The 26162-nt window shown below is 41.6% G+C and carries 26 protein-coding genes and 1 pseudogene; 10 read left to right on the top strand and 17 right to left on the bottom strand.

Annotated elements, in window-relative coordinates:
* Positions 1–169 precede the first annotated feature (169 nt).
* From pnp to ACHB7C_RS15200, 3 genes are all read left to right on the top strand, one after another.
* A complete protein-coding gene (gene pnp / locus ACHB7C_RS15210) occupies positions 170–2293 on the top strand; it encodes a polyribonucleotide nucleotidyltransferase (RefSeq protein ID WP_272692679.1) in 2124 nt (707 codons plus the stop codon).
* 97 nt (positions 2294–2390) lie between these two features.
* Positions 2391–3308 carry a lipoprotein NlpI gene (gene nlpI / locus ACHB7C_RS15205; protein ID WP_225833090.1) on the top strand — a complete coding sequence of 306 codons (918 nt, stop codon included), beginning with the start codon at positions 2391–2393 and terminating at the stop codon, positions 3306–3308.
* Between the two features lie 170 nt (positions 3309–3478).
* Complete coding sequence (locus tag ACHB7C_RS15200) at positions 3479–5395, top strand: DEAD/DEAH family ATP-dependent RNA helicase (RefSeq protein ID WP_395347777.1); 1917 nt, start codon at positions 3479–3481, stop codon at positions 5393–5395.
* 209 nt (positions 5396–5604) lie between these two features.
* Here ACHB7C_RS15200 and ACHB7C_RS15195 read toward each other — a convergent pair whose 3' ends face one another.
* From ACHB7C_RS15195 to ACHB7C_RS15180, 4 genes are all read right to left on the bottom strand, one after another.
* Positions 5605–5736 (bottom strand): hypothetical protein, encoded by a 132-nt coding sequence (locus tag ACHB7C_RS15195; protein ID WP_264403010.1) that lies wholly within the window; start codon positions 5734–5736, stop codon positions 5605–5607.
* 97 nt (positions 5737–5833) lie between these two features.
* On the bottom strand, positions 5834–6103 hold the full coding sequence (locus ACHB7C_RS15190; RefSeq protein WP_395347861.1) for a hypothetical protein: 270 nt from the start codon (positions 6101–6103) through the stop codon (positions 5834–5836).
* 159 nt (positions 6104–6262) lie between these two features.
* Positions 6263–6979: a two-component system response regulator BtsR gene (gene btsR / locus ACHB7C_RS15185; protein ID WP_042845734.1), complete on the bottom strand. Its 717-nt coding sequence runs from the start codon at positions 6977–6979 to the stop codon at positions 6263–6265.
* An 18-nt stretch (positions 6980–6997) separates the two neighbouring features.
* The gene (locus ACHB7C_RS15180; RefSeq protein WP_048605862.1) at positions 6998–8683 is read right to left on the bottom strand and encodes a sensor histidine kinase; all 1686 of its coding nucleotides are present in this window, start codon (positions 8681–8683) and stop codon (positions 6998–7000) included.
* Positions 8684–9329: 646 nt separating this feature from the next.
* On the opposite strand from ACHB7C_RS15180, the gene ACHB7C_RS15175 reads away from it, so the two are divergent.
* Genes ACHB7C_RS15175 through ACHB7C_RS15165 form a run of 3 tightly spaced genes read left to right on the top strand, consistent with a single transcriptional unit; the run spans position 9330 to position 12612 of the window.
* Positions 9330–10301 carry an HlyD family secretion protein gene (locus tag ACHB7C_RS15175; protein ID WP_042845733.1) on the top strand — a complete coding sequence of 324 codons (972 nt, stop codon included), beginning with the start codon at positions 9330–9332 and terminating at the stop codon, positions 10299–10301.
* 11 nt (positions 10302–10312) lie between these two features.
* Positions 10313–11458, top strand: coding sequence for an ABC transporter permease (locus ACHB7C_RS15170; RefSeq protein ID WP_042845732.1), 1146 nt, complete (start codon positions 10313–10315; stop codon positions 11456–11458).
* Positions 11458–12612: an ABC transporter permease gene (locus tag ACHB7C_RS15165; protein WP_129466607.1), complete on the top strand. Its 1155-nt coding sequence runs from the start codon at positions 11458–11460 to the stop codon at positions 12610–12612. Before ACHB7C_RS15170 ends, ACHB7C_RS15165 begins: the two co-directional genes overlap by 1 nt.
* Here the strand turns inward: ACHB7C_RS15165 and ACHB7C_RS15160 are convergent.
* The 4 genes and pseudogenes from ACHB7C_RS15160 to ACHB7C_RS15145 form a co-directional block, all read right to left on the bottom strand.
* The gene (locus ACHB7C_RS15160) at positions 12609–13082 is read right to left on the bottom strand and encodes a type II toxin-antitoxin system YhaV family toxin (protein WP_395347772.1); all 474 of its coding nucleotides are present in this window, start codon (positions 13080–13082) and stop codon (positions 12609–12611) included. The two genes, ACHB7C_RS15165 and ACHB7C_RS15160, sit on opposite strands and share 4 nt — an antisense overlap.
* 34 nt (positions 13083–13116) lie before the next feature.
* Positions 13117–13447, bottom strand: a pseudogene (locus ACHB7C_RS15155) (type II toxin-antitoxin system PrlF family antitoxin).
* Positions 13448–13554: 107 nt separating this feature from the next.
* The gene (locus ACHB7C_RS15150; protein WP_042845730.1) at positions 13555–14430 is read right to left on the bottom strand and encodes a U32 family peptidase; all 876 of its coding nucleotides are present in this window, start codon (positions 14428–14430) and stop codon (positions 13555–13557) included.
* 17 nt (positions 14431–14447) lie between these two features.
* Positions 14448–15443 carry a peptidase U32 family protein gene (locus ACHB7C_RS15145; protein WP_042845728.1) on the bottom strand — a complete coding sequence of 332 codons (996 nt, stop codon included), beginning with the start codon at positions 15441–15443 and terminating at the stop codon, positions 14448–14450.
* Positions 15444–15959: 516 nt separating this feature from the next.
* On the opposite strand from ACHB7C_RS15145, the gene ACHB7C_RS15140 reads away from it, so the two are divergent.
* Together ACHB7C_RS15140 and ACHB7C_RS15135 are read left to right on the top strand one after the other, a co-directional pair.
* Positions 15960–16484 carry an SCP2 domain-containing protein gene (locus ACHB7C_RS15140; RefSeq protein WP_042845726.1) on the top strand — a complete coding sequence of 175 codons (525 nt, stop codon included), beginning with the start codon at positions 15960–15962 and terminating at the stop codon, positions 16482–16484.
* Positions 16478–16981 (top strand): GNAT family N-acetyltransferase, encoded by a 504-nt coding sequence (locus tag ACHB7C_RS15135; protein WP_048605868.1) that lies wholly within the window; start codon positions 16478–16480, stop codon positions 16979–16981. The genes ACHB7C_RS15140 and ACHB7C_RS15135 overlap by 7 nt, the downstream gene beginning before the upstream one ends.
* On the opposite strand, the gene ACHB7C_RS15130 is transcribed toward ACHB7C_RS15135, so the two are convergent.
* Positions 16954–17292: a GIY-YIG nuclease family protein gene (locus ACHB7C_RS15130; RefSeq protein WP_048605870.1), complete on the bottom strand. Its 339-nt coding sequence runs from the start codon at positions 17290–17292 to the stop codon at positions 16954–16956. The genes ACHB7C_RS15135 and ACHB7C_RS15130 overlap by 28 nt on opposite strands.
* Positions 17293–17562: 270 nt before the next feature.
* On the opposite strand from ACHB7C_RS15130, the gene ACHB7C_RS15125 reads away from it, so the two are divergent.
* Positions 17563–17814 carry a DUF1471 domain-containing protein gene (locus ACHB7C_RS15125; protein ID WP_042845722.1) on the top strand — a complete coding sequence of 84 codons (252 nt, stop codon included), beginning with the start codon at positions 17563–17565 and terminating at the stop codon, positions 17812–17814.
* A gap of 278 nt (positions 17815–18092) precedes the next feature.
* The gene (locus tag ACHB7C_RS15120; protein WP_181468820.1) at positions 18093–18542 is read left to right on the top strand and encodes a YhbP family protein; all 450 of its coding nucleotides are present in this window, start codon (positions 18093–18095) and stop codon (positions 18540–18542) included.
* Here the strand turns inward: ACHB7C_RS15120 and nrdG are convergent.
* The 8 genes from nrdG to phnV all read right to left on the bottom strand — a co-directional run bounded on the left by nrdG (position 18539) and on the right by phnV (position 26160).
* Positions 18539–19003: an anaerobic ribonucleoside-triphosphate reductase-activating protein gene (gene nrdG / locus ACHB7C_RS15115; RefSeq protein WP_042845954.1), complete on the bottom strand. Its 465-nt coding sequence runs from the start codon at positions 19001–19003 to the stop codon at positions 18539–18541. The two genes, ACHB7C_RS15120 and nrdG, sit on opposite strands and share 4 nt — an antisense overlap.
* 4 nt (positions 19004–19007) lie before the next feature.
* Positions 19008–21152 (bottom strand): anaerobic ribonucleoside-triphosphate reductase, encoded by a 2145-nt coding sequence (gene nrdD, locus ACHB7C_RS15110; RefSeq protein ID WP_208291996.1) that lies wholly within the window; start codon positions 21150–21152, stop codon positions 19008–19010.
* A gap of 360 nt (positions 21153–21512) precedes the next feature.
* On the bottom strand, positions 21513–21899 hold the full coding sequence (ridA, locus tag ACHB7C_RS15105) for a 2-iminobutanoate/2-iminopropanoate deaminase (RefSeq protein WP_042845718.1): 387 nt from the start codon (positions 21897–21899) through the stop codon (positions 21513–21515).
* 163 nt (positions 21900–22062) lie between these two features.
* Positions 22063–22527 (bottom strand): aspartate carbamoyltransferase regulatory subunit, encoded by a 465-nt coding sequence (gene pyrI / locus ACHB7C_RS15100; RefSeq protein ID WP_042845717.1) that lies wholly within the window; start codon positions 22525–22527, stop codon positions 22063–22065.
* A gap of 13 nt (positions 22528–22540) precedes the next feature.
* Positions 22541–23476 (bottom strand): aspartate carbamoyltransferase, encoded by a 936-nt coding sequence (gene pyrB, locus ACHB7C_RS15095; protein WP_042845716.1) that lies wholly within the window; start codon positions 23474–23476, stop codon positions 22541–22543.
* Positions 23477–23823: 347 nt separating this feature from the next.
* Positions 23824–24339 (bottom strand): fimbrial protein, encoded by a 516-nt coding sequence (locus ACHB7C_RS15090; RefSeq protein ID WP_166685220.1) that lies wholly within the window; start codon positions 24337–24339, stop codon positions 23824–23826.
* 111 nt (positions 24340–24450) lie between these two features.
* Positions 24451–24954, bottom strand: coding sequence for a fimbrial protein (locus ACHB7C_RS15085; RefSeq protein WP_129466602.1), 504 nt, complete (start codon positions 24952–24954; stop codon positions 24451–24453).
* Positions 24955–25362: 408 nt separating this feature from the next.
* Positions 25363–26160 (bottom strand): 2-aminoethylphosphonate ABC transport system, membrane component PhnV, encoded by a 798-nt coding sequence (phnV, locus tag ACHB7C_RS15080; RefSeq protein WP_166685219.1) that lies wholly within the window; start codon positions 26158–26160, stop codon positions 25363–25365.
* Positions 26161–26162 lie beyond the last annotated feature (2 nt).

The raw sequence follows: 26162 nt of genomic DNA, 5'->3' as shown, positions 1-26162 counted from the left end.
GGTTTGTAATTAGTTGTTTTAATAATGCCTCTTCGCTACATCCGATTCGCGCGGCTAATGAGAACATTGATGACTTGAATATCAATCTTCTCATTAGTCGCGAGGCTGTAGGAAGAATAAGCCAATGCTATCCGAGATGCTCAGATAGCCTTACAAAAAGGGTAATATTGTGTTAAATCCTATTGTTCGTAAATTCCAATATGGTCAACATACCGTTACGATTGAAACGGGAATGATGGCGCGTCAAGCGACAGCCGCTGTTATGGTTAACATGGATGACACTGCGGTATTTGTTACTGCGGTTGCTCAGAAGAAAGTTAAAGAAGGTCAAGATTTCTTCCCTTTAACTGTTAACTATCAAGAACGTACATACGCAGCAGGCCGTATCCCAGGGAGTTTCTTCCGTCGTGAAGGTCGTCCTGGTGAAGGCGAAACGTTAATCGCACGCTTAATTGACCGTCCACTGCGCCCTCTGTTCCCAGAAGGTTTTTTAAACGAAATTCAAATCATTGCTACAGTTGTGTCTGTTAACCCACAAGTTAACCCTGACATCGTTGCGATGATCGGTGCATCTGCAGCTCTTGCGCTGTCTGGCACGCCATTTAATGGCCCAATCGGTGCTGCTCGTGTTGGTTTTATCAATGACCAATATGTTCTTAACCCAACAGCTGATGAGCTGAAAAACAGCCGTTTAGATTTAGTGGTTGCAGGTACCAATAACGCGGTCTTAATGGTTGAATCTGAAGCTGACTTGTTAAGCGAAGAACAAATGTTAGGTGCGGTCGTATTTGGCCACGAACAACAACAAATTGTTATTCAAAACATCAATGAGTTGGTCAAAGAAGCAGGTAAAGAAAAATGGGATTGGCAGCCAGAGCCAGTTAACCAAGCATTAAATGACCGCATTGCGGCATTAGCAGAAAGCCGTATGGGTGATGCTTACCGCATTACTGAGAAACAAGAACGTTACGCGCAAGTTGATTTAATCAAAGATGAAGTCATTGCTACATTAGTCGCTGAAGATGAAAACGTTGATGTTTCTGAAGTTGCTGATATTTTAGGTAACTTAGAAAAACAAGTTGTACGTAGCCGTGTTATCCGTGGTGAACCTCGTATTGACGGTCGTGAAAAAGACATGGTTCGTGCACTTGATGTGCGTACTGGTGTTCTGCCACGTACTCATGGGTCTGCATTGTTCACACGTGGTGAAACTCAGGCACTGGTAACTGCAACTTTAGGTACAGAGCGTGATGCACAGGTTATCGACCAGTTAATGGGCGAATACACTGACCGTTTCTTATTCCATTATAACTTCCCTCCATACTCTGTTGGTGAAACTGGTATGGTAGGTTCACCGAAACGTCGTGAAATTGGTCATGGTCGTTTAGCGAAACGTGGTGTGTTAGCTGTAATGCCAGATCACGCAGATTTCCCATATACTGTCCGTGTTGTATCTGAAATTACTGAATCTAACGGTTCATCATCTATGGCTTCTGTCTGTGGCGCTTCACTCGCATTAATGGATGCAGGTGTGCCAATTAAAGCTGCTGTTGCTGGTATTGCAATGGGGCTGGTGAAAGAAGGTGACGATTTTGTTGTCCTATCTGACATTTTAGGTGATGAAGACCACTTAGGTGATATGGACTTTAAAGTTGCCGGTAGCCGTGATGGTATCAGTGCACTGCAAATGGATATCAAAATCGAAGGGATTACCAGCGAAATTATGCAGGTTGCTCTGAACCAAGCGAAAGGCGCACGTTTGCACATCTTGGGGACGATGGAACAAGCTATTAATGGTCCTCGCGAAGAAATCTCTGAATTTGCACCACGTATCTATACGATTCGTATCAATCCAGACAAAATTAAAGATGTCATCGGTAAAGGTGGTTCTGTCATCCGTGCATTAACGGAAGAAACAGGCACTACGATTGAAATCGAAGATGATGGTACAGTGAAAATTGCTGCAACTGATGGTATCAAGGCGAAAGAAGCCATTCGCCGTATTGAAGATATTACTGCTGAAGTTGAAGTTGGTCGTATTTACCCAGGTAAAGTGACTCGTATCGTTGACTTTGGTGCATTCGTTGCTATTGGTGGCGGTAAAGAAGGTTTAGTACACATTTCTCAAATCGCAGATAAACGTGTTGAGAAAGTGACTGATTATCTGCAAATGGGTCAAGAAGTCCCAGTTAAGGTATTAGAAATCGACCGTCAAGGCCGTATCCGCCTTAGCATGAAAGAAGCGGTAGCAACTGAGGAACCAAGTTCGCAACCTCAGGACTCAGCAGAATAAGTTGACCTAGCTGCGCTCTATTTGTTTAGAGCGCTATCAGCCTAAATTTGCTGAAACCATAATTTGTTGTAAATGCGTGGTAATGTAAGGGCGGAGTATGTTGAACAGTATCTGTCTTCGGGTAAGAGATTATCGCACGTTACCGCGTGTGCTCTTGGCGCTTATCTTTTTTGTTATTATTGGATGTAGCAGCAAAGATTGGCGAAAGAACGAGGTTTTTGCCGTTCCACTTCAACCTTCATTGCAACAAGAAGTGATATTGGCTCGTATGGAACAAATCCTTGCGAGCCGGTCTTTAACCGATGACGAATACGCACAGCTTTTATATGAGCGCGGTGTGTTGTATGATAGTCTAGGTTTAAGGGCGCTGGCGCGTAATGATTTTTCAACTGCGTTAGCCATACGTCCTGATATTCCTGAAGTTTTTAATTTTTTAGGGATATATTTTACGCAGGCAGGGAACTATGATGCTGCCTATGAAGCGTTTGATTCTGTTTTAGAGCTTGATCCAACTTACAATTTCGCGCGGATGAATCGTGGCATCGCTTTATATTACGGTGAACGGTACAAACTAGCGCAGGATGATCTGCTGGCGTATTATCAGATAGATCCAAATGATCCTTTTCGTGTTTTATGGCTTTATCTTGTAGAAAAAGACATAGACCCGCGTACGGCACAAGATAATCTTGCTGCTCGTTACAACCAAGCGGAGAAAGGGCAATGGGGCTGGAATATCGTAGAATTCTATCTTGGCAATATCAATGAAACAACATTGATGGAGCGTTTGAAAGAAACGTCTACGGATAACACTTCGCTCGCTGAGCATCTCAGTGAAACTAACTTCTATTTAGGTAAGCATTACCTAAGTCTGGGGGATAAGAATAGCGCAGTTGCGTTATTCAAACTGACGGTAGCTAACAACGCTCACAGCTTTGTTGAACACCGCTATGCATTGTTGGAATTGGCGCTGTTAGGCCAAGAACAAGACGACCTTTTAGAATCGGGCCAGCAATAGCTGACGAACATTTCATGATTAATTTTTAAGTCATCATCCCTCGGGGTGACGGCCTATTTGTTCGTTTAATAAACACAATTTGAGCCAGTTCACATTTTAAATGAAAATGACCGAAATGATTTTCGCATGGTTATGTAAACTGGCTGCCATTATGTATGAGGCACCTTTACATGACTACTGAGACCGATATTTCTTTTGCTGATTTAGGTTTATCAGCATCTATTTTGACAGCACTGAACGACCTGGGATACGAAAAACCATCACCAATCCAGCAACAATGTATTCCATTGTTAATGGATGGTAACGATGTATTAGGTATGGCACAAACCGGTAGTGGTAAAACCGCTGCATTTAGTTTGCCATTACTGCAAAACATTGACCCAGATTTAAAAGCTCCGCAAATTTTAGTTCTGGCACCAACTCGTGAGTTGGCTGTTCAGGTAGCTGAAGCGATGAGCGATTTCTCTAAACATATGAGCCGCGTTAACGTCGTTGCTCTATACGGTGGCCAACGTTATGACGTGCAATTGCGCGCGTTACGCCAAGGTCCACAAATCGTTGTGGGTACACCTGGCCGTCTTCTTGACCATCTGAAGCGTGGTACTTTAGATCTTTCTAAATTAAAAGGCTTAGTCTTAGACGAAGCTGATGAAATGCTACGAATGGGCTTTATTGAAGATGTTGAAAACATCATGGGCCAAATTCCAGCAGAGCACCAAACCGCATTGTTCTCTGCGACAATGCCTGAGCCAATTCGCCGTATTACGCGTCGCTTTATGAAAGAACCTAAAGAGATTCGTATTCAGGCAAGCATTACCACACGTCCTGACATTGCTCAAAGCTACTGGACTGTTTACGGTATGCGTAAAAATGAAGCGTTGGTTCGTTTCTTAGAAGCAGAAGATTTTGATGCGGCGATTATTTTCGTCCGTACTAAAAATGCAACATTAGAAGTCGCAGAAGCATTAGAGCGTAACGGCTATAACAGCGCAGCGCTGAATGGTGACATGAACCAAGCTCTGCGTGAGCAGACATTAGAGCGCCTGAAAGATGGTCGTTTAGATATCTTGATTGCGACTGACGTGGCAGCTCGTGGTTTAGACGTTGAGCGTATTAGCTTAGTCGTTAACTATGATATCCCTATGGATGCTGAGTCTTATGTTCACCGTATTGGTCGTACTGGCCGTGCAGGTCGTGCGGGCCGTGCCTTACTGTTCGTTGAGAACCGTGAGCGTCGCCTGTTACGTAACGTTGAACGTACGATGAAACTGACTATTCCTGAAGTTGAACTGCCAAATGCAGATTTGTTAAGTCAACGTCGTCAGGAAAAATTTGCTGAAAAAATCCAGCAACAATTAGAAAGTAGCGATTTAGACCAATATCGTTCACTGTTAGCGAAAATGTCTCCATCAGAAGATGTTGATATGGAAACTCTAGCAGCAGCGTTACTGAAAATGGCTCAAGGCGAACGCGCCCTGATCCTACCACCAGATGCACCTCGTCGTCCGCGTCGTGAATTCAACGACCGTGATGATCGCCGTCGTGACCGCAATAGCAATGGTAATGGTTTTGACCGTGCAGAGCGTGGGGAGCGTGGCGGTCGTCGTGAGCGCCGTGATGTTGGCGATATGGAAATGTATCGTATCGAAGTTGGTCGCGATGACGGTGTGGAAGTTCGTCATATTGTTGGGGCGATTGCTAACGAAGCGGACATCAGTAGCCGTTATATTGGTAATATCAAACTGTTTGGTACTCACTCAACCATTGAGTTACCAAAAGGTATGCCAAGCGAAGTGTTAACTCACTTAAGCCGTGCACGTGTATTAAATAAACCAATGCAAATGCAACTGATTGGTGATGCACAACCGTTTGAGCGTCGTGGCGGTGGTGAGCGTCGTGGTGGTCCTCGTCGTGAAGGTGGTAGCGAGGGAGGTTTCGGTGCAGGTCGTCGCAATGACCGTGGTGGTGAGCGTCGTAGCAATGGTGGTGGTGAACGCCGTGGCGGTGGTAACCGTGGCAATGCAGCACCTCGCCAAGATGGTGCTAATGCGGCACCTCGTCGTCGTAGCAGCAGCCATAACGCGTAATAGCTAGGTTTTGGGGAGTTTAATCCCAATAAAACGAAACCCGTACTTTGAAGTGCGGGTTTTTTTATTAGTCATTTTTATTTAAGTATATAGTGGCGATAAAGCGTTTTTTCTAAATCTTGTGCTGTGCTAATAAAAAGTAGGATAACGACGTTATTTGTTTGCTTATCAAATTCATATAAACAGCGATATTGGTTAGTTATATCGATTCACTCTCGAATAAGTAGACCATTATCGGCTAACATTTGATTTGGGCGATAAGGTTTAGGATCTTCTGATGTTGCTTTTACGGATGATAAAAGTAGCTCATCAACAAACGCTGCAGCTTGAATACTACTCATAAAATTGATTTTTAAACGATTCTACATCCTGTAGTGACCATAATGCAGTTTCTGCGAGGGTGAGCGTATATGGTTGTTCCATCACAATTTCCTTTCATTATTTTCTTGCTGCACGTAATTTTTCTAGCGTTTCTTCTGGTGATAAGGTTCTTTTATTTTTAACATCATCTTTTGCTGCCATCACCAATTTTAGCAGTGCATTTGCTTGGCGCTCTCTTTCTCTTTCTTTTAGCTCTATTTCACGTTCCACACTAGTTTGAATAAAAAGCTCGGACTGCCCATTTTTTGTTACAAAAACGCTCCCCTTAAAGAGCTCAGGGTTACCAAGGCCTTCACGTGCTGCTTTTTGCGACATTGTATTAGATATATTTTGTTCCTATAAATGGTGAACACACAACACGGAATACAGAATAACGTATTGTGTGTTTTTTAAACTTATGTTTCTGTTTATAGAAAAATTGTTTTGATGTACAAATTTATTATTAATTTATACACCAAGTGCATGTGTGAGAAGTCGAAGAGCCATTTAGACCAAACCCAATGCCTCTTTTAGTGGTTTGAGGTAACGGCGGCTAACGGGGATGCGTTCGCCAGAGCTAAGCACTAACTCGGCTTGCCCACTATCGCCAAATAAAATTTCATTTAATTGGGTCATATTGACTAAGTATTGGCGATGGCAGCGCACTAGCGGTGTACGAGTTTCTAAGGTGCGTAATGTGAGTTCAGTAAAGCCTTCTTGCCCTTGTGTACTCATGACGTAGACGCCACTCAAACGAGAAGTTGCATACAATACTTCATCGAGTTTCATCAAATAAATACGGCTATGACCAGTACACGGAATAAATTTAAGTGGTTCATTATTACCCAGTAGCTCAAGGTTTTGTTTTTGTTTACCTTGACGGAGCCGGCTTAATGTTTTCTCCAATCTTTCTGGCTCAAGGGGTTTTAATAAATAATCAAAAGCATGTTCTTCAAAAGCCTGAATAGCAAATTCATTAAAAGCGGTTAGAAAGACAATATAGGGGCGGTCTTCAGGATCTAACATGCGCACCATTTCAAGGCCAGTTAAGCGCGGCATTTGGATATCGAGAAAGACCACATCAGGCTTTTTTTTATGGATTATCCCAATAGCTTCTATCGCATTGGCACATTCGCCAATGATTTCAATATCATCGTGTTCTTCGAGGAGGCAACGGACGTTTTCCCGCGCAAGTGGTTCATCATCAACAATTAATACATTCATAGGGTTACATTATCATTATTATGGTGCCGCCAAATACGGTAGGCGGATTTTCATTCGTGTGAATTTTTCTGGCTCATGCTCTACGCTAATGCCGTATTGTTCGCCATATTTTAAACGCAAACGTTTATCGACCAAGCCCATCCCTAAGCCATCACTTTGCTTCGCAGATTGGTAGAGCCCTGCGTTGTCTTCAATTTCAATATAGACGTGTTCGCTACCGATATAACTACGTATTGTAATATATCCCGTCTCTAATAACTGTGAGGTACCGTGTTTAATTGCGTTTTCAACAAGAGGTTGTAAGGTAAATGCAGGGAGTTCAACATGTTTAACTTCCTCTGGAATGTCGATGTAAATCTGTAAGTTTTCTTGAAAACGAGCTTTTTCTATTTGTAAGTAAGCATTGATATGTTCAATTTCTTCTCCCAAAGTGGCATTTTGTTCCGGACGTTTTAAGTTATTACGGAAAAAGGTCGAAATATATTGCACTAATTGCCCCGCTTGTTGGCTGTCTTTGCGGATCACGGCCTGCAACGTGTTGAGTACATTAAATAAAAAATGAGGGTTTACTTGGGCATGGAGCAATTTTACTTCTGATTGTAGCAGCGATTGTTTATTGCGTTCGTATTGCCCTGCCAAAATTTGAGCTGAAAACAAGCTGGCAATCCCTTCACCTAATGTACGGTTGATTGAGCTAAATAGGCTATTTTTGGCTTCATAGAGTTTTATGGTCCCAATCACTCGGTCATTTTCGCCTCGTAGGGGAATGACGAGTGCCGAGCCAAGTTTACAAGTTGGGCTGAGGGAACATTTATACGGTGTTTCATTCCCATCGGCATAGACAACCTCATTATTATCAATGGCTTGTCTTGATTGTGTCGATGAGATTGGTGTTCCAGGTCGGTGGTGGTCTGCCCCAATACCAATAAAGGCGAGTATTTTCTCGCGATCGGTAATGGCAACAGCTCCAATTTCCAGTTCTTGGTAAATAATTTTGGCAACTTTCATGCTGTTATCCGCATTAAAGCCTTTACGTAGAATACCTTCGGTCGTTAAGGCAATTTTAAGGGCCTGTGCGGAAAAAGCGGTGGTGTATTTTTCAACAATTGCGCGTCGGTCGAGTAGAATACGAATAAACATGGCTGCACCAATGGTGTTAGCGACTAACATCGGTGCGACAATACTTCTCACCAGCTCAAGGGCTTCATCGAAAGGGCGCGCAAGTAATAGAATAATCAGCATTTGTAGGACTTCAGCTACAAAAGTCGCACAACTGGCAGTAACTGGGTTAAAAATTTTATTAATTTCGCCACGTTTCATATAGTAACGATGGACTAAGCCACCAATGAGCCCCTCGACAATGGTCGAAACCATGCAAGCAAATGCACTCATCCCTCCTAATGAATAACGGTGTATTCCGCCAGTAAAACCAACGGCAAACCCGACAGCAGGGCCGCCAAGTAGCCCACCTAATACCGCACCAATTGCCCGAGTATTGGCAATGGAATCATTGATATGTAAGCCAAAATATGTCCCGATAATACAAAATACGGAAAAAATCAGGTAGCACATCACCTTGTGGGGTAAGCGGATAGTGACTTTCAATAAGGGAATGACGAGTGGGGTGCGGCTGAGCGCCCATGCGATAACAAGGTAGACGCACATTTGCTGGAGTAGGAGTAATATTAAATCAAATTCGTACATGCTCGTCATATTTCACATTGTGGGGGTGTTGACTTTGTCATCTCACCCTAGTCACATACTACTGTATGCTCCTAGGGTCTCGTTTCCTCGTCGCCTACCCACAATGCGAACTATTTAGAGCATGGCTCGTCATGTGCACGTTATGGGATGTTGACTTTGTCATCTCGCCCTAGTCACATACTACTGTATGCTCCTAGGGCCTCGTTTCCTCGTCGCCTACCCACAATGCGAACTATTTAGAGCATGGCTCGTCATGTGCACGTTATGGGGTGTTGACTTTGTCATCTCGCCCTAGTCACATACTACTGTATGCTCCTAGGGCCTCGTTTCCTCGTCGCCTACCCACAATGCGAACTATTTAGAGCATGGCTCGTTATATTTTACATTGCGGGAGTTATTCACTTTAGCGTCTATTTTTAGTCTTTATTTGGCGAGTGATTATACCGTAAGTCATTGGTTAAGTAATCGACATTTGAGTAAAGGACATTCATCATTATTTGACATAAGAAAAAAATCGATTCAATATTAGACAATGCCCTACCTTTTCGTGATCTTGCGCACGAATTTATTAACGCTGTATTTAATTTTCTTGTCATACTCTAGGGATGATAGTTTCCCCCGTTATTATTTAAGGTTCACATAAATAATGAAAAAAAGAACAATAGTACTGATTTTGCTGATGCTCATTTTAATAGCAGCAGCTGCACTTTTTCATTCCCATAATCAATATTTATTGTTGCAGGGAGAAGTGGATGCACCTGAAGTTATTGTCACCTCAAAAGCGAAGGGGCGAGTGGTTGAACGCCATGTCGAGCGTGGGGACGATGTCAAACAAGGGCAGCTTTTATTAACATTAGAAAGCCCTGAGTTGCAAGCGCAATACGAAGCCTCAAAAGCGGCAAGGGACCAAGCAAAAGCTCAGCTCGAACAATCGATTAACGGGACCCGAGCAGAGACTATTCGGGACCTTAAAGCCACATTAGCGCAAGCAAACTCACAATATCAAAATGCTTCTCGCGAATATGCGCGTTTGAGTAATTTAAAAAGCAAAGGGTATGTTTCAGCAAATGAACTTGATAATGCCCGTAAAGCTAAAGATGTTGCATATTCTCAAGTACAAGGTGCAAAAGCTCGGTTAGAAGAGGGGCAGAATGGGGATCGTGTTGAGTTACGAAAACAATACGAAGCAGCTCTGAATCAAGCAGAACAAAAACTTACAGAGCTACAAGTACAGGTTGATGACCTACAAGTTAGAGCGCCTGTTGACGGTGAAGTCGGCCCTATCCCAGCAGAAATAGGTGAACTATTCAATGCAGGCAGCCCGTTAATTTCATTAATTCGCTTACCTCAGGCTTATTTCATTTATAACTTGAGAGAAGATATTTTAGTCAATGTGAAAAAAGGCGATAAAGTTCAACTTGATGTGCCCGCATTAGGCAATAAGGTGATTGAGGCTGAGGTTCGTTATATTGCACCAAAAGGTGATTACGCAACAAAGCGTGCAACCCGTGCAACTGGTGACTTTGATTTAAAAACGTTTGAAATTCGTTTATATCCATTAGAGCCAATTGATGGGCTGCGGCCCGGTATGAGTGTGCTATGGCACTGGGATAAGTAAAAGGTGTTGCCATGAAATTAAAGTTCGCTTGGCAAGGCTTCGAGCATGCTTTTAGCCGTGAAACTAAAATGGCTATCCGTAGCCCTGTTTTTCACTGGTTGAGCTGGTTGTTTCCATTGATGTTGTTTACGTTGGTGAGTTCTAACTTTTCAGAAGGAACGCTGATGGATTTGCCTGTGTCAGTGGTAGATGACAACCATAGTCCAGTATCTCGGCAAATTATTCGCGACTTGAATTCAGGCCCTCACGCAGATGTAAAAACTATCGATGACAATCTGAATACATCCTTAAAAAGATTAGGCAGCTCAAAAGATTATGCATTACTGTACATCCCCCATGATTTTGAAGAGGATGTGTTAAGAGGGCGCCAACCTGAACTGCGTATGTACTACAACGCTTTATTTTACGCATCGGGAAGTTATGCAATTCAAGACTTTAGCGGCTTAGTTGCGGAGCTAAATGCAAAGTATCGCCAAGAACTGGCGAGGTCGATGGGGAAAGCACTACCGCCGTTGGCGCAAGTGACACTTTCTTATGACAGCTTGTTCAATCCGAGTGGTAGTTATATTTATTACCAGCAGTTTGCTGCGACTATTCATATGTTACAGCTGTTTGTCGTCACAGCGACTATTTATACTATGTCGCGAGGGAGCACTTTACAAAGCGTTAAACCTTTCGCTACTGCCCTATTAGGGAAGATGGCCCCGTATACGTTATTTTTCACGACATTGTTGGCAATTGAACTTGCTGCACTCGTGACCATTTTTGATGCTAAAGTGGTGGGTAACCCATTGTATATGCTGGTGGTAGGCTTCTTTTATGTGATAGCGGCACAAAGTATTGGGGTATTACTATTTAGCTTTACCTCTAGTGCTATTATGGCTTATAGCTTAATAGGGATGCTAGTGAGTATCGCTTTAGCGTTCTCAGGAATGGCTGTGCCTGAATTATCGATGATTTTACCCGCGCGAATTATTTCTAATATTGAACCCCTTACGCATACACTTAATGCAATGTTCGATATTTTCTTACGGGAAATTTCGTTTGGTCGAATTGTAGAAGTTTGTTTGTTTTTATTAATTTACCCTGTCGTAATTGCCTTTTTAGTTCGTAAACGCTTGGTTAAGCGGCTTGCAACTCAAGGAGGGGAAGTTTAATGGCGGTCTATTTTGCGACTTTCCGTAAAGTGCTACTGGGTATGTTAGAAAAGCCGATGTGGCTACTACTTTTAGTCTCATTGTGCGTGATGAGTTTGGTCTATGCAAAACCTGTTTTATGGGATTTGCCTGTTGCCGTGATTGATATGGACCATAGCACTGCTAGCCGCGAACTAATCCGTGATTTAGACGCGACGCCAAAAGTACAATTGCATGGTTATGATAACCTTGCGCAGGCTCGTCAGGATATGATCGCTAGAAAATTATTTGCGATAATTATCATTCCAACCGATTTTCAGCAGCATTTACTAAGTGGTAAAAGCATTACTGTCCCTGTCTATGGTGATGCGACTAACCGCCTCGCTAGCGGCCAAATTCAACAAGAGCTTTCAAAAGCATATCAAACTCTTTTAAACGCTTATAATACGCAATTACTAACAAAAGCAGGTTATAGCAAAGAACAAGCCAAAGTTATCATTACCCCAGTCCGCAGTGAAACTGAGCCGTTGTATAACCCCGGAGTCAGCTTTGCGGCCATTGTTTTCCCAGGTTTATTGGTGATGTTGTTACAGCACTCCTTGTTGATCGCTTGTGTGCGCGTCAGTATTGCGATCCGTTCAACACCGAAAGGTAAACCGCCTTTAGCCGTTTATTTGGGAGCATTATCTGCGTTAATACCCATTTGGTTGTTTTTATCTACGGTCTTTTTTGCACTTTGGCCATGGGTATTGGGCTTCCGGCAAGAAGCACCGCTGTACTTAATTTGGATATTTACCTTCCCGTTCCTATTAGCGGTTATTGGCCTAGGCAAGTTGGTAACAGAATGCTTGCGCAGTGTTGAAATGATCTATTTAACGTTAGCGTTTATCACTACGCCAGTGTTTTATATGTCAGGCACTATTTGGCCATTACAAGCGATGCCAGATTGGGTACGTATGATTGCTTCAGCATTGCCATCAACATGGGCCACAAACGCCATGGCAGGCCTTAACCAAATGGGATTGCCGTTTAGTGAGGTGTTGATGGATATCGTTATGATGCTAACACTTGGTGTAATTTATACGGTTATTGGTGTGTTTATTGGCATGCTAAGAGATGGAGAGTTACGCCATATTAGCCATATGTTTAACCGTTGGCGTAGGCATCGGCATTAATCGTTATTTTTGAGTAGGAAACCTATTGCTGAGTTAGGATCAACGGCTTTTGTTGCCATTTTTGCTTCTTGGCTTAAGGTTTCCCAGTCATCAGGAGGGCTTAGCATTGAGGCAAATACTTGATAGGCATCATTTTTGGAACTATATGAACGTAATGTACTGAAATCATTTACCCAACTAATAATGATGATTTTATCTTTTTCACTGCAACGAAAGAATAAACGGAACTGCTGTAAAAATTTAGCCCGAAACCAATGTTTGTGTTTCGTTCCTAAGGTATTGCCTTGGTAAAAAATTGGGTCAAGTGGGTTGACTGCAATTCGTTCTGTTATCACTTTATTAATTGCAGCGAGTAATTTTGTGGGAGCTTTCTTTTTATAGCCTATTGGGGCAGATTTTTTTAAGGTTTGTACTGTACTGACTAATGCAACTAACTGTTCTAAGAAACATGAGTGAAAAAAATTTTCCATCCGTTAATTTCTAACTTTCCCTGTGACTCCATGATTAACTATCAGTAAGTGGTGCATCTAAATCAATGTCGATATCCGCAGTAAGCTCATTGACCTTATTCCATAATGCTACAGGCACAGGATAAATGTGTCGTGGATTTTCTTTCATATCTTTTTCTAGGAAATTGAGAAACTATAGGGTCCTCATGGGCGTTTGTTTGCCTAGAAATAATGACATTACCATCTGCTAATAGCGAATATTCAATTATTTCACCAGGTTGTAAGTGTAAAGCATCATGTATGGCCGCAGGGATAGTTGTTTGACTGCGTTCGGTAAGGCGGGATTTTGCACGTAAAGAAACAGTGCTTGGGTTTATATCAATCATTTTATTTACTTCAAAAATTTCCAGCCTATCCTCAGTGTAATGCAAATGCATTGTGCAATGCATTTGCATTACACTGAGGATAGGCGGTTATGAGGTGGGTAATAGGCTTAAGGCACCATCGACAACCCTGCAATTTGTCGCCAGTAACCATTGCAATTTTGGTTGATAATATTCAACGGGATCTCCCCATTTTCATTGGCTTTAAACTGCTTGATTACCTCAAGGGTCTCAATGCCTTCAGGTGAAATGCGCACAATATCCACAAGGTCATGCATTGAATACAGGTCATTGCCGAGGTTATAGCAAGCGCCACTGAGTGTTTGAATACCATTTAAGGTAAATACTTGCTGCTGTTCTTGAGAAAGAACCTTGCGCCCTTGGGGGTAGTTAATACAGCAAGTCTCACATTCGTCTTTTTGCCGATTTTCTGAACGAGCCGTAAAACAGCGGGCAGAGTAGGCCAGAGGTAAATGACCGTAGCTCATCACTTCCACCTCAAATTTACCGTGGATACCAATATCATCACATTGATTGAGCAAATTAATTAGCCAATCACGAGATAGCTCTACAGGCATACACCAGCGCGTCATACCTTGGCGTAATAAAATATTTAAAGTTTGTGCGTTATAGCAATTTAACCCGTGCCCAGCGACAAAAGGAAGGTTTCTTTCGACTAACATGTTGACCACACCAAAATCATGGGCTTCAACGAGAAACTCACCATTATCAACTAACTTGCTGATTTCTTTAAGTTCGGAAGGGGCTTGAAGAAGGGCAAGGGTACTCAGAACAATTTGTTTGCCGCTCTTGGCCAGTTGTTGGGCGAGCTCTATCCAATCATTGGGTTTCATTTCTCGGCGCTTACTGCAAACCGTTTCTCCAAGGTAGATAATATCGGCTTCACTTTCGATTGCGCACTGATAAAATTCACTTAATGTGTGTTTTGGCCAGTAATAAAGAACCGATCCTAATGAGTACTGCATAATATTTACCTTTTCAATTACTGCCACTTGCGATGATAAGCACCCAAAGTCGTCTGGCTGCCTTCTGAAAGCCCACCTAATACTTTTAGCCATTTAGGGTCGGTGGTGAAGTTATCAGGGTTGGCTTTGTAACGGTCAATCGCTTGGCGCCAAATCCGTGTTACCTCCGTGACATAAGCAGGGCTGCGCTGGCGGCCTTCAATCTTAACCGAAGCAATACTAGCGGCCATGAGTTCTGGTAACAGTTCAATCGTGTTGAGGCTAGTTGGTTCTTCTAGGACGTGGTATTTTTGACCATCGACAAGGTAACGCCCCTTACACAAAGTAGGGTAGCCTGCATTTTCATGTTCTTGGTAGCGGTCGATTAAGACGTCATTCAGGCGAGACTCCATACCATTTTCTGTTTGCTGCCAACGAACAAAACGAGCTGGTGAGCAAGCGCCTACGGTGTTTGGTGATTCGCCCGTTAAGTAAGAAGATAAATAACAACGGCCTTCAGCCATGATGCATAAACTACCAAAAGCAAACACTTCAAGCGGCACAGGGCTATTTCTAGCGAGTTGTTTTACTTGATGAATAGATAAAACGCGTGGAAGGACAACACGATGTACTTGAAAGTTTCGCTGATAGAAGCGGATCGCTTCTGTATTGGTGGCTGAAGCCTGAACCGATACGTGTCTTTCGATATGCGGGTACTTGTTTGCTGCATACTCTAACATCGCGATATCGGCTAAGATTAACGCATCAGCCCCTAAATCCGCAGCAAGATCGACGGAGTTTTGCCAACGTTCATAACCGGTAGGGTGTGCAAATGTGTTAATCGCAATATGCAATTTGCGATTATGGTTATGAATGTAGCGCTCTGCTTCATGCAGCTTTTTTTCAGTGAAATTGAGCCCTGCGAAGTGGCGCGCATTGGTATCGTTTTTTAACCCAATATAAACAGCATCTGCGCCGTTATCGACAGCGGCTTTCAACGCAGGCAAATTCCCTGCTGGGCAGAGTAATTCCATTGGCCTATCCCTGTATAAAATTTAACAACGGACATTCTAGTCAAGGGAACTGTTATAGATTTTGATTTAGAGCAGAGAAATTGTTAATGGATATCAGTATTCGTTAATTAAGGCTGTGGGTGACTGAATTAGTGAGTGACTTTTTTGTGAGTTAGGGCACTAAAGAATAAAATGAGACCCGTTTCATAAATCTGGATATTAAGTCATTTTTGGTTATTTATTGATCATGATTCGTGGTAAAAGCCACCAATAGAAACTATCCATTTTGTTAAAAATAAATATGGGTGACATGGGCAAAAATTGATATAGGATCAGACCAATAAGGTGTTTTTTTGGCAAGATAACTCATCGTGAGCTAAATAGTGTATTGATGATCTCAATAATTGGGGTTATTAACTACAAATATTTTGTTTAACTAATTGAATATACAATATGTTACCCTAAATAATTCGAGCTGCTACTGTTGTTGAGTAGTTACCCGAAAACGGGCAGACAATTAAGACGGGAGTCAGTACTGTGCTAGGTAAAATTCGTTCTCAACTCATCACAAAAGGTCCTTCATTTTTGAAATTACCTTTAAAAGTGACCCCATTTGCTGTGCAACGCCATGTGCTTGAACAGCTACTAAGTTGGCAATTTCGTGAGTCAGTCAAAGAAGGGGAACTCGATTTTCTCGAGGATAAATGGCTAAAAGTTGAAGTTCGTGACTTATCATTGGTGTGGTTTATCAGTTTGCAAGATGGCCAATTAGCCGTTAAACAGAACGCACAAGCTGATGTCAGCGTTAGTGGTAATGCAAACGACCTTATTTTGATAGCGGCACGTAAAGAAGATCCCGATACTTTATTTTTCCAACGTCGCTTGGTGATTGAAGGGGACACCGAATTAGGTTTATACGTTAAAAACTTAATGGATGCTTTTGAATTGGAAAATATGCCGGCTCCGCTGCGTTTTGCTTTATTGCAATTGGCTGAGGTGATTAAAACGGTTCATGATAGCGAGGACGTAGAGCACAAATCGCCTGCGTTAACTTCATGTTAATTCGAGTTGAAATCCCAGTCGATGCAATGGGAATTGATAAGCTATTGCGTGAAACTTTTCCAACAGAAGCGGAAGCTAACCTTGTTCAGCACTTGCGAGAAGACGGCTTATTAACGCTTGGTGTTGTTGCGACCAATGACAACGGCGAAGTCATTGGTTATGTAGGCTTTACACCTGTTGATGTCAATGGTGAAGACGTACAATGGGTTGGGTTAGCTCCTTTAGCGGTTAGTAAAGCTCACCAAGGCCAAGGCATTGGTGAAAAATTGGTTTATGAAGGGTTAGATAGCCTGAATGAATTTGGTTATGGTGCTGTCGTCGTTTTAGGGGATGAGCGTTACTATTCACGTTTTGGTTTTGAACCAGCCTCAAAACAAGGAGTGAATTGCCAATGGCCTGAACAACAACCCCATTTCCTGATATGTGGGCTCGAAAATGGCGAAATAGGGGCTCATCAAGGCCTAGTGACTTATTCTTCACACTTCAGTAATTTATAGTTAGCTAAGTAATCAATGAGATTATCAGGCTGGTCAATGACCAGCCTTTCTTTTACCTTTTTATTCAACTTCTTAATTTGATATTCCACTTGTGAGGCAGTTGATCGTGAACCGACAAAACACGAGAAAGCTAATATAAGTGGCGTTTTCCCTTTCAATGCTTTTGCGCCTGTACCCGCTTTATGTTGTTCAAAACGGCGTTGCACATCTGTCGTGATACCACAATACAAGGCATTATTTTTCTCTCTTACTAAGTAAAGATACCAATTACTTTGCTGATCTTCGCTTTTTTTTGATGTGTTTTTTATCATTTTGTGCTGGCGTGTTGAGATAAAACAATAGGTTAACAACGAATATATTCGTTAAGAAAGATGTTTATAACATATTAAATTTTAAATGAAAAATGATATAAAACTGTCACAAATCCGTAACCTCAAGTTAGGTTTTGATTCAAATAATTTGAATAACTATAGCAAAATTAGCTAATTTTCATTCTGAGTTAAAGCGCATAATATGATCCATATCACAGAGGGACAGTAAAAATCCCAACTAAAAATCAAGTTTGTTAAAAGGAACATACCATGAAAAAATCAACATTATTCGCTGCTGCTTTAGCTTTAGGTGCTGTTTCATTTGGTTCAATGGCAGCTGATGAAGTTCAACATTCTAGCCAACCGGCTGCAGGTTATGTATCTGTAACAGGTGCTGTGAGCGTAAATGACCTTACCGCACAATTAGCCAAAAAAGCTGATGAAGCTGGTGCGACCTCATTCCGTGTCATTTCTGCTGGCGGTGAGAATTCAATGAGTGGTACAGCAGCTATCTATAAATAAATTTACTCGTCATACTTCGAGCCGTAGCGTTGTTGGCCGTGTTTATTCGCACTAGTCACATACTTATGTATGCCTCTAGCGCCTCGTTTACTTGCCGCCTAGCTACAACTTGAATTATTTAGAGTAAAGACTTAGGTGAGATAGCCTAAAAAGCCAAGTTAATTAGAACCATTTTCTAATTAGTTAGGCTATAGTAATAGCGAATTTACGCCTACGTTCAGAACATTTTAAGCAAGCTCACGGGGTTATCTCCAAGAGCTTGTTCTGAACGGGTTTATATGGAAACCGCTATGACCCCTGAACAAACCTTACAACACATCCAGCGCTATATCGCCCGCCAACACGTTTTTTCCTTATTTGCTCATCATCACAATGATATCTGGCCTGCCAGTTGTTATTATGCATTTGATGCGAAAACTATGTCGTTGATTTTAATGACTGATGCCAGTTCGAAGCATGGACAATTGATGGTAGCTAACCCACAAGTCGCTGGGACGATTTCGACACAATCGAAAACGGTCAATCAGATACAAGGTATTCAATTTATCGGTAAAATAGCAAGGTTGGAAAGTAAACCAGAACAACTAGCTAGAACAGAGTACTGCCGTCGTTTTCCTGTGGCATTGACAGCGAAACTGCCTATTTGGCAGCTTCACTTAGACAATGTCAAAATGGTGGATAATAAATTGGGATTTGGTACAAAATTACATTGGACCCGAGAAGCTTAGCGCAAATGGTGGATCACCTGATTTGCGCTGCCACGCCAAATTAAACGTGGGTCGTGCAAATTTTGCTCAAACTTACCGTCAATCAAGGTATTCACAAAACTGACCACCTTTTGTTGCTCAAGGGTAAGCTCATTCAATTTGTATCCCGTCCATACCCAAATGTCTTTATCTGGGCAGACTGTTTTTACTCGCTTCACTAGCTTGAGTATCGCTGGCAAATTGGCGGGATGTAGCGGGTCTCCACCGGACAGGGACAAGCCCTGCCGACGAATACGCGTGTCTTGCAAATCTTGAATGATTTGATCTTCCATTTCTTGGGTGAATGGTACGCCGGAATCCACCCGCCATGTGCTTTGGTTATAGCAACCGCGGCACTGATGCACACAGCCAGAAACAAACAGTGTACAGCGGGTACCTGGACCATTAACAACATCAACGGGGTAATATTGGTGGTAATTCATCATATTAACCTAATTGACCATTACCTAGATGCTTAATACGACGTTTCACCTCTTCTTGTTTCCCCGCATTGAAGGGCCTAGCATCTGGGCTACCTAAATAACCGCAAACTCGGCGAATAACAGAAACTCGGTTGGTGTCATGGTTTCCGCAAGCAGGGCAAGTAAACCCTTTACTGGTACAGGAAAACTCACCAGAGAAGCCGCATTCATAGCATTCATCTATTGGTGTGTTGGTTCCATAATAAGGGACGTGCTGATAGCTATAGTCCCACACATCTTCCAGCGCCCTAACATTATGTTGTAAGTTCGGGTATTCGCCGTAACAGATAAAACCGCCATTCGCGAGAGCAGGGTAAGGGGCTTCAAAGTCAATTTTGTCGTATGGGTTGACTTGTTTTTCAACATCTAAGTGGAAGCTGTTGGTGTAGTAGCCTTTATCTGTGACACCAGCAATAACCCCAAATTCAGCGGTGTCGATACGGCAAAAACGGTCACACAGGTTTTCACTTGGTGTGCTGTATAAGCTGAAACCGTAGCCTGTTTGAACTTTCCATTCATCAGTAGCTTGGCGTAAGCGGTTGACGATAGCCACTGCTTTTTCGCGCAGTTTTTCGCTGTCATACACATGCGTTTCTGAACCAAAGAGTGCATTGATTGTTTCATGTAACCCAATGTAACCTAAGGAAATTGATGCTCGTCCATGCTTAAATATTTCAGCAACATTATCATCAGCTTTTAACCTTACACCACAAGCACCTTCCATATAGAGGATTGGGGCAACGCGGGCTTTCACTGTTTCTAAGCGGGCAATACGAGTCATTAAGGCTTTTTTCGCGATAGCGAGGCGTTCATCCAGTAATGCCCAAAATGCATCTTCATTGCCTTGTGCTTCGATAGCAATACGAGGCAAGTTGAGGCTGATAACCCCTAAATTGTTGCGTCCATCATGAATTTGTTGCCCATTTTCTTCATATATACCCAGAAAACTGCGACAACCCATTGGTGTTTTAAATGAGCCAGTGACATCAACAACACGATCGTAATTAAGAATGTCGGGGTACATGCGCTTACTGGCGCATTCTAAAGCGAGTTGTTTGATATCGTAATTAGGGTCACTTAGCTTATGATTTAAGCCATCTTTAATCGCAAATACGAGTTTAGGGAAAACGGCTGTTTTACGGTTTTTACCTAACCCTGCAATACGATTTCTGAGGATAGATTGCTGAATTAATCGGGCTTCTTTTGATGTGCCAAGACCAAAACCAAAGGTGACAAATGGGGTTTGGCCATTCGCGGTGTGTAGTGTGTTAACTTCATATTCTAATGATTGGAAGGCGTCATAACATTCTTTATCGGTACGGCTTTGGGCATAGCCTTCTGCGTCTGCAATTCCCCATTCTTTGGCGACTTTTAGGTGTTTTTCGTAGCTGATTGCGACATATGGCGCTAAAATTTCGTCAATACGGTTAATTGTTGTACCGCCATAAATATGACTCGCAACTTGTGCAATGATTTGTGCTGTTACTGCTGTTGCGGTAGAAATAGATTTCGGGGGTTCTATTTCGGCATTTCCCATTTTAAAGCCGTTAGTTAACATGCCTTCAAGGTCAATTAACATACAGTTAAACATTGGAAAGAAAGGGGCATAGTCGAGGTCGTGATAGTGGATTTCGCCTTTTTCATGAGCAATCACGACATCACGAGGTAAAATATGTTGTTTAGCATAGTGCTTTGCGACGATCCCTGCGAGTAAATCACGCTGAGTTGGGATGACCTTACTGTCTTTATTTGCGTTTTCATTGAGTAACGAGACGTTACTTTGTTCTATAAGGCCTCGAATATCATGAGTCAGCTGGCTACGTTTTTCGCGTTCGCTGTCCCTATCGTGGCGATATTCAATATAAGCGCGTGCTAAGTCCTTATACGGCCCAGCCATCAATTGGTTTTCTACGGCGTCTTGGATCTCGGCAATATCCACTTGGTTTCGGCTGCAAAGTTGCTCTTTAACTATAGTTGCAACTTGAAGACAGTAATCGTCATCCTTAACATTTACTGCGGCAGCAGCACGTTTAACGGCTTCCTGAATTCGTGGAAGGTCAAAGTTGACCTGACAACCATCTCTTTTAATCACAACCGTTCCCACTGTCATTCTCCTTGCTAAGTTATCCACAGCGTTAATCAAAGTATTTTTGATCTTGATTATTACGACTCTTCTGTGGATAAAATGTGAATAAATACTACATATTGTGCCAATTGATATAATTAAAGCACAATATGTAGGATATTGCTTTTTTTTAGCAGCAATAAGTTTGATCCAAAACAAGGAAAAAAATTAATTGTATGAATATCAAAAGCGGGGAAGTTAAAAATAAATACTTATCATCAGGGAGTGCTAATTTAACTTAAATTATAGTTTTGTTCGCTAGACTTAAGAAAGGATAAGCTGTATCGGTATTATCAAAATAACACCCCATATAAAGATGATGGGGTGTTTAAAGCAAATTAGCGGTTACTTACGAACAGCAATAGCTTCGATTTCAATTTTGACATCTTTAGGTAGGCGGGCTACCTCGACGCAAGAACGAGCAGGGAATGGCGCATTGTGTTGTTTGAAAAATTCTTCATAGGTGGCATTCACTGTCGCAAAGTCATTTAAATCTTTTACAAACACCGTTGTTTTCACGATATTAGCTGCACTTAAGCCCGCTTTTTCTAAAATAGCTTTGACGTTAGCTAGGGATTGACGTGTTTGTGCGGCAATATCTTCCGGGACTTCACCTGTTTTAGGGTCAACAGGAATTTGGCCTGATGTCATCACTATACTGCCCAAATCTACGCCTTGAACGTAAGGACCGATCGCTGCTGGTGCATTTTCTGTATTGATTTCGAATGACATAATTACTCCGTTTCATCACGTAAAGAGAAGATACTCATGTTATTTCAACCTGCGGCTATATGTGCGGATTTGAATATAATTTGAGTATAACTGTATGGGTCATCAGGCGCTATTATAAACATGGATCACGCCTGAACAACACCGCAGTCTACGCTGAAATATCCTATTGGTTATTGATCACAGCGTCTCTATCGAATTCTTTTTCGCAAAACTGGCAAGTCAGAGCCACTTCTTTGTCGATTTTTTTCACACGAAAACTGCTGGATACCGGCTCATTATGGCTAATACAGTTACTGTTTGGGCAAATCAGTACGTTATCGATATAGTCAGGCAAGGTGAGTTCTAATTTTTCCACCACTTGGTAGTCTTCAATACGATTGACGGTGGCTTCAGGGGCATACATTGCTAATTGGTTAGCTTGTTCTGGAGTTAAAAAGGTATTTTCAATTTTAATAATATCTTTTTTGCCCAGATTGCTAGAAGGCAGGTTTAAGCCAATAGTGATACGCTCATCGGTTTTTGTCAGTTTAAATAATTTCAGGAGCTTGAAACCAATTTGAGCAGGAATATGGTCGATAACGGTGCCGTGGCTGATCGCTTCAACTTGTAATTTATGGTCGTGTGTCATGGTGATTTCCTCCTCAGATAGCTAATTCTTTATTTAAAACCAGTGATAACAATGCTTGTCGTGCATAAATCCCATTGCCAGCTTGTTGGAAATAGTAAGCGTAAGGTGTGCTATCGACATCGACAGTGATCTCATCGATTCGTGGCAGAGGGTGTAATACTTTTAAGTTCGGTTTCGCACAATGTAAATCAGCAGCATGAAGAATAAATTGGGCTTTAACATTGGCGTATTCTGATGGGTCCAGACGCTCTTTTTGTACGCGTGTCATGTACAGAATATCGAGCTCTGGCATGACCTCATCAATATTATTATGCAGGCTATAAGTTGCGCCTTTCTCTTCTAATATATGCAAAATATGATTTGGCATAGACAGAGCTTCAGGTGCAATAAAATAGAAGTGGTTGCCTTCAAATTTTGATAACGCTTGGGTCAGAGAATGCACTGTTCTGCCATATTTGAGGTCACCAACCATGGCGACTTGTAGATTTTCTAACCTACCTTGTGTTTCTTGAATAGTGAACAGGTCGAGTAAGGTTTGAGTAGGATGTTGATTCGAGCCATCCCCTGCATTGATGACAGGGATATGGCCTGCAAACTGGCTGGCTAGTCGAGATGCCCCTTCCTGTGGGTGGCGCATTACAATTGCATCAACATATTGGCTAATCACCGAAATGGTATCTGCCAGCGTTTCGCCTTTCTTGCCTAATGATGTATTGGTACTGTCAGAAAAACCAACAACCGAAGCGCCTAAGCGGTGAATAGCGGTTTCAAATGATAAACGTGTCCGCGTTGAAGCCTCAAAAAAACAACTTGCGATGACTTTATGTTTTAGAAGTTCAGGTTGTGGCTGTTTTTTCAGGGAAGCGGCGACGTTGAGTACGAGTTCAAGGTCTGAACGATCTAAATCATTAATTGAAATGATATCGCGTTGGTATAAAGGGTTCGGCATTGTTGTTCTCCTGTGTCAGCAAGACATGTTAGGTCTATAGGCCAAAAAAAAGCCCCTCAATTGAGGGGCTTTCTTGGAAATACGAAGGGGAAAAACAGGCTGTCCAAACCGCCTGAAGGCAGTGTGTTGGAGGTGTTCTCTGTAAAAAATACAGCAGCAGCGTTCATAGTTTCTCCCGGCAAATTGTGGCGCATTATACGCATCTCATTCTTTGACGCAAGCGTTTGCATAAAGAAAAATAAATTTTTTTAATTTTTGCATTTAGAGCGAAAACTCGCCTACTGAATAAAAGCGGAAAAATCAGCGAGATGAGGGTGGAGTTACTGATTGTAGTTATTGTTTTTGTATTACGGGTAATCTACCGCTAAGTTCCCTGCAATGTTAAATGAGTGCTCACCGTAGTCGCCGGTATCATTAGGCGCAACCCTGATTATAGTGGCATCGATATAATAACTTTTTTGATTTTTTATCATCGTAATATCAACGCTTTTATTCGGGAGAATAGGTGCTCCTTGCCAACTTAATTTCACACCAAACGCATGACTTGAAGTTTGAAATAGTGTATTTGAATTGGCGGCCGGTGCTGCGTTAAACGATAGCTTCGCGTTGACGGTAGCATTACAGTCAATATTGAGTGCGATTTTATGTGGTGCGGTTTCTTCGCCTATACGATTACTATGGCTAACAGATAATGAGCGATGGCTTGCGATTGTGTTGTCAGAAATATGACATATAGTGGGTGTCATTGAAAATGAGCCACTAATATGGATAGGTACATTTTGCGTTGCCGCTTGTGAAATAGAAATAGCGCTGAGGAGTAGCCCAAAAGAGATGAAAACTTTAAAAAAAATAACGGAATTCATAATGTCTCTCAAATGATAAATCATGCATTTTATCTATTTTCATATAAATTATTATTACGTGGCTGAGTAATGAATTAACCCAGCCACAATCATATAGAGGAGTAATAAATATTACTGATAGGTAATTGCTAAGTTAGCCGTAATGTCAAAGGTATGATTACCAAAGTCATTGGGACCATTAGCGGTTAAACGGGTTAGGCTGGTAGAAAATGAAATACCGTTCCCACCTTTTACCACTTTAAAGTCATCACTTTGACCAGGTTTAACTATAATATTGTTATATTTTAATTTTACACCGAATGCATCACTTGATGTTTTAAATGTTTCAGGTGAATTTGGTGCGTTATTTGCGACAAAAGTGAGTTTAGCATTAGCAGGGAATTGGCATGTGAAGCTTAAATAGCCAGAACTATGGAATGCAGTTTCATCGCCGACTTTTTCTAGTGTATTGATCGCACCAAAATCTGTTCTGTTTTCAAGCTTTGCATCATTACAAGGTTGGGTGACATTTGAGAAGGTGCCTTTAATATTAATTGGCATATTTTGAACAGCTGATAACGCAGGTAAAGAAACACACAGTAATAGCGCTAAACCACTTTTTTTTAGCAAGTGCATAATAAAAATCCTTTTATTGATTTTGAGAAGTATTTTATTTTAATGAAGTTATTAAAAATATTAAATAGACGATATTTAAATAAACATTTAATTTTGTTTTAAAAAATAATTCCCATTAAAAGACTCTTTTTAAACTGTAGTGGTTTATGTGTTTAATTATTTTAAGAGTAAATGCTTAGGTAATATTTTGATATAAATAATTTATATTTTAATAACTATGTTTGTTTACTTAAGTATTATATTTAATATTGCATTTGTATTTTTTGGTTAATAACCATTTTAATGTTAATGAATTTGTTATTAATGTTAATTTAAATGATGAACTGAATATATAATTATAATTTTGGTAATATCAAAATATTGAAAAATGAATAAAAGCTCATTGCGAGCTTTTATTGGGGGTTGCTCTTATTTTTGACTTAACTTAGTCGCTATTTTTTCTAGCTTGAACATTAATAATAAGGTGATGGCGACCAGTACAATGGTCAGTGCTGAGCCATCTGCGATATTACCACGGTCGGTTAAGCTAAAAATTGAGACGGGCAGGGTGGCCCAACCGGGGGGATATAACATCATCGTTGCGCCTAACTCCCCTAAAGATAGGGACAGGCTTAATGCTAATGCTGAGATCATCCAAGGCATCAAGAGTGGTAGAGTGACGTGACATAGTCGATACCAAGGTGAAGCACCTAAACTAAAGGCGACATTTTCAATATCAGGGGAAATGCGGGTTAGCCCAGTAGAAACATTGCTAAATGTGAAGGCTGAAATTAATACAAAGTGGGCACTGAATACAATCCAAAATGTCCCGTTCATTTGTAGATATCCTTGGCTAAATGCAACAAGGATACCAAGACCAATAGAGACTGAAGGTATTGCGCTTGGTAAGTAAAATGCGATACCGAGTAATTTTTGCCATTTCCCGCTCTGTCGTCTGAGCGCCAATGCGGCCCAAAGCCCACAAAATAGGGCAAATAGGCTGGCACAAAACCCAATAATTAAACTAGAAAGAATAGCATCCCAAGCTGGGCCACTGAATGCATTGACAAAATGCTCAAATGTAAACCCTGAAGGCAAGATACCATTCCATTGCTGGCTGAAACTCGACATTAAAATCATCACTAACGGTAGCAAAAATAATAATGAAAACAAGCTAATAGCAATCAAGGTTGCGATGGCTCGACCTTGTTTAGACCAAATCAACATAG

The sequence above is a fragment of the Providencia sp. 2024EL-00732 genome, assembly GCF_044006275.1.
Classification (GTDB): Bacteria; Pseudomonadota; Gammaproteobacteria; order Enterobacterales; family Enterobacteriaceae; genus Providencia; species Providencia huashanensis.
This window is presented reverse-complemented; position numbering and strand designations above follow the sequence as displayed.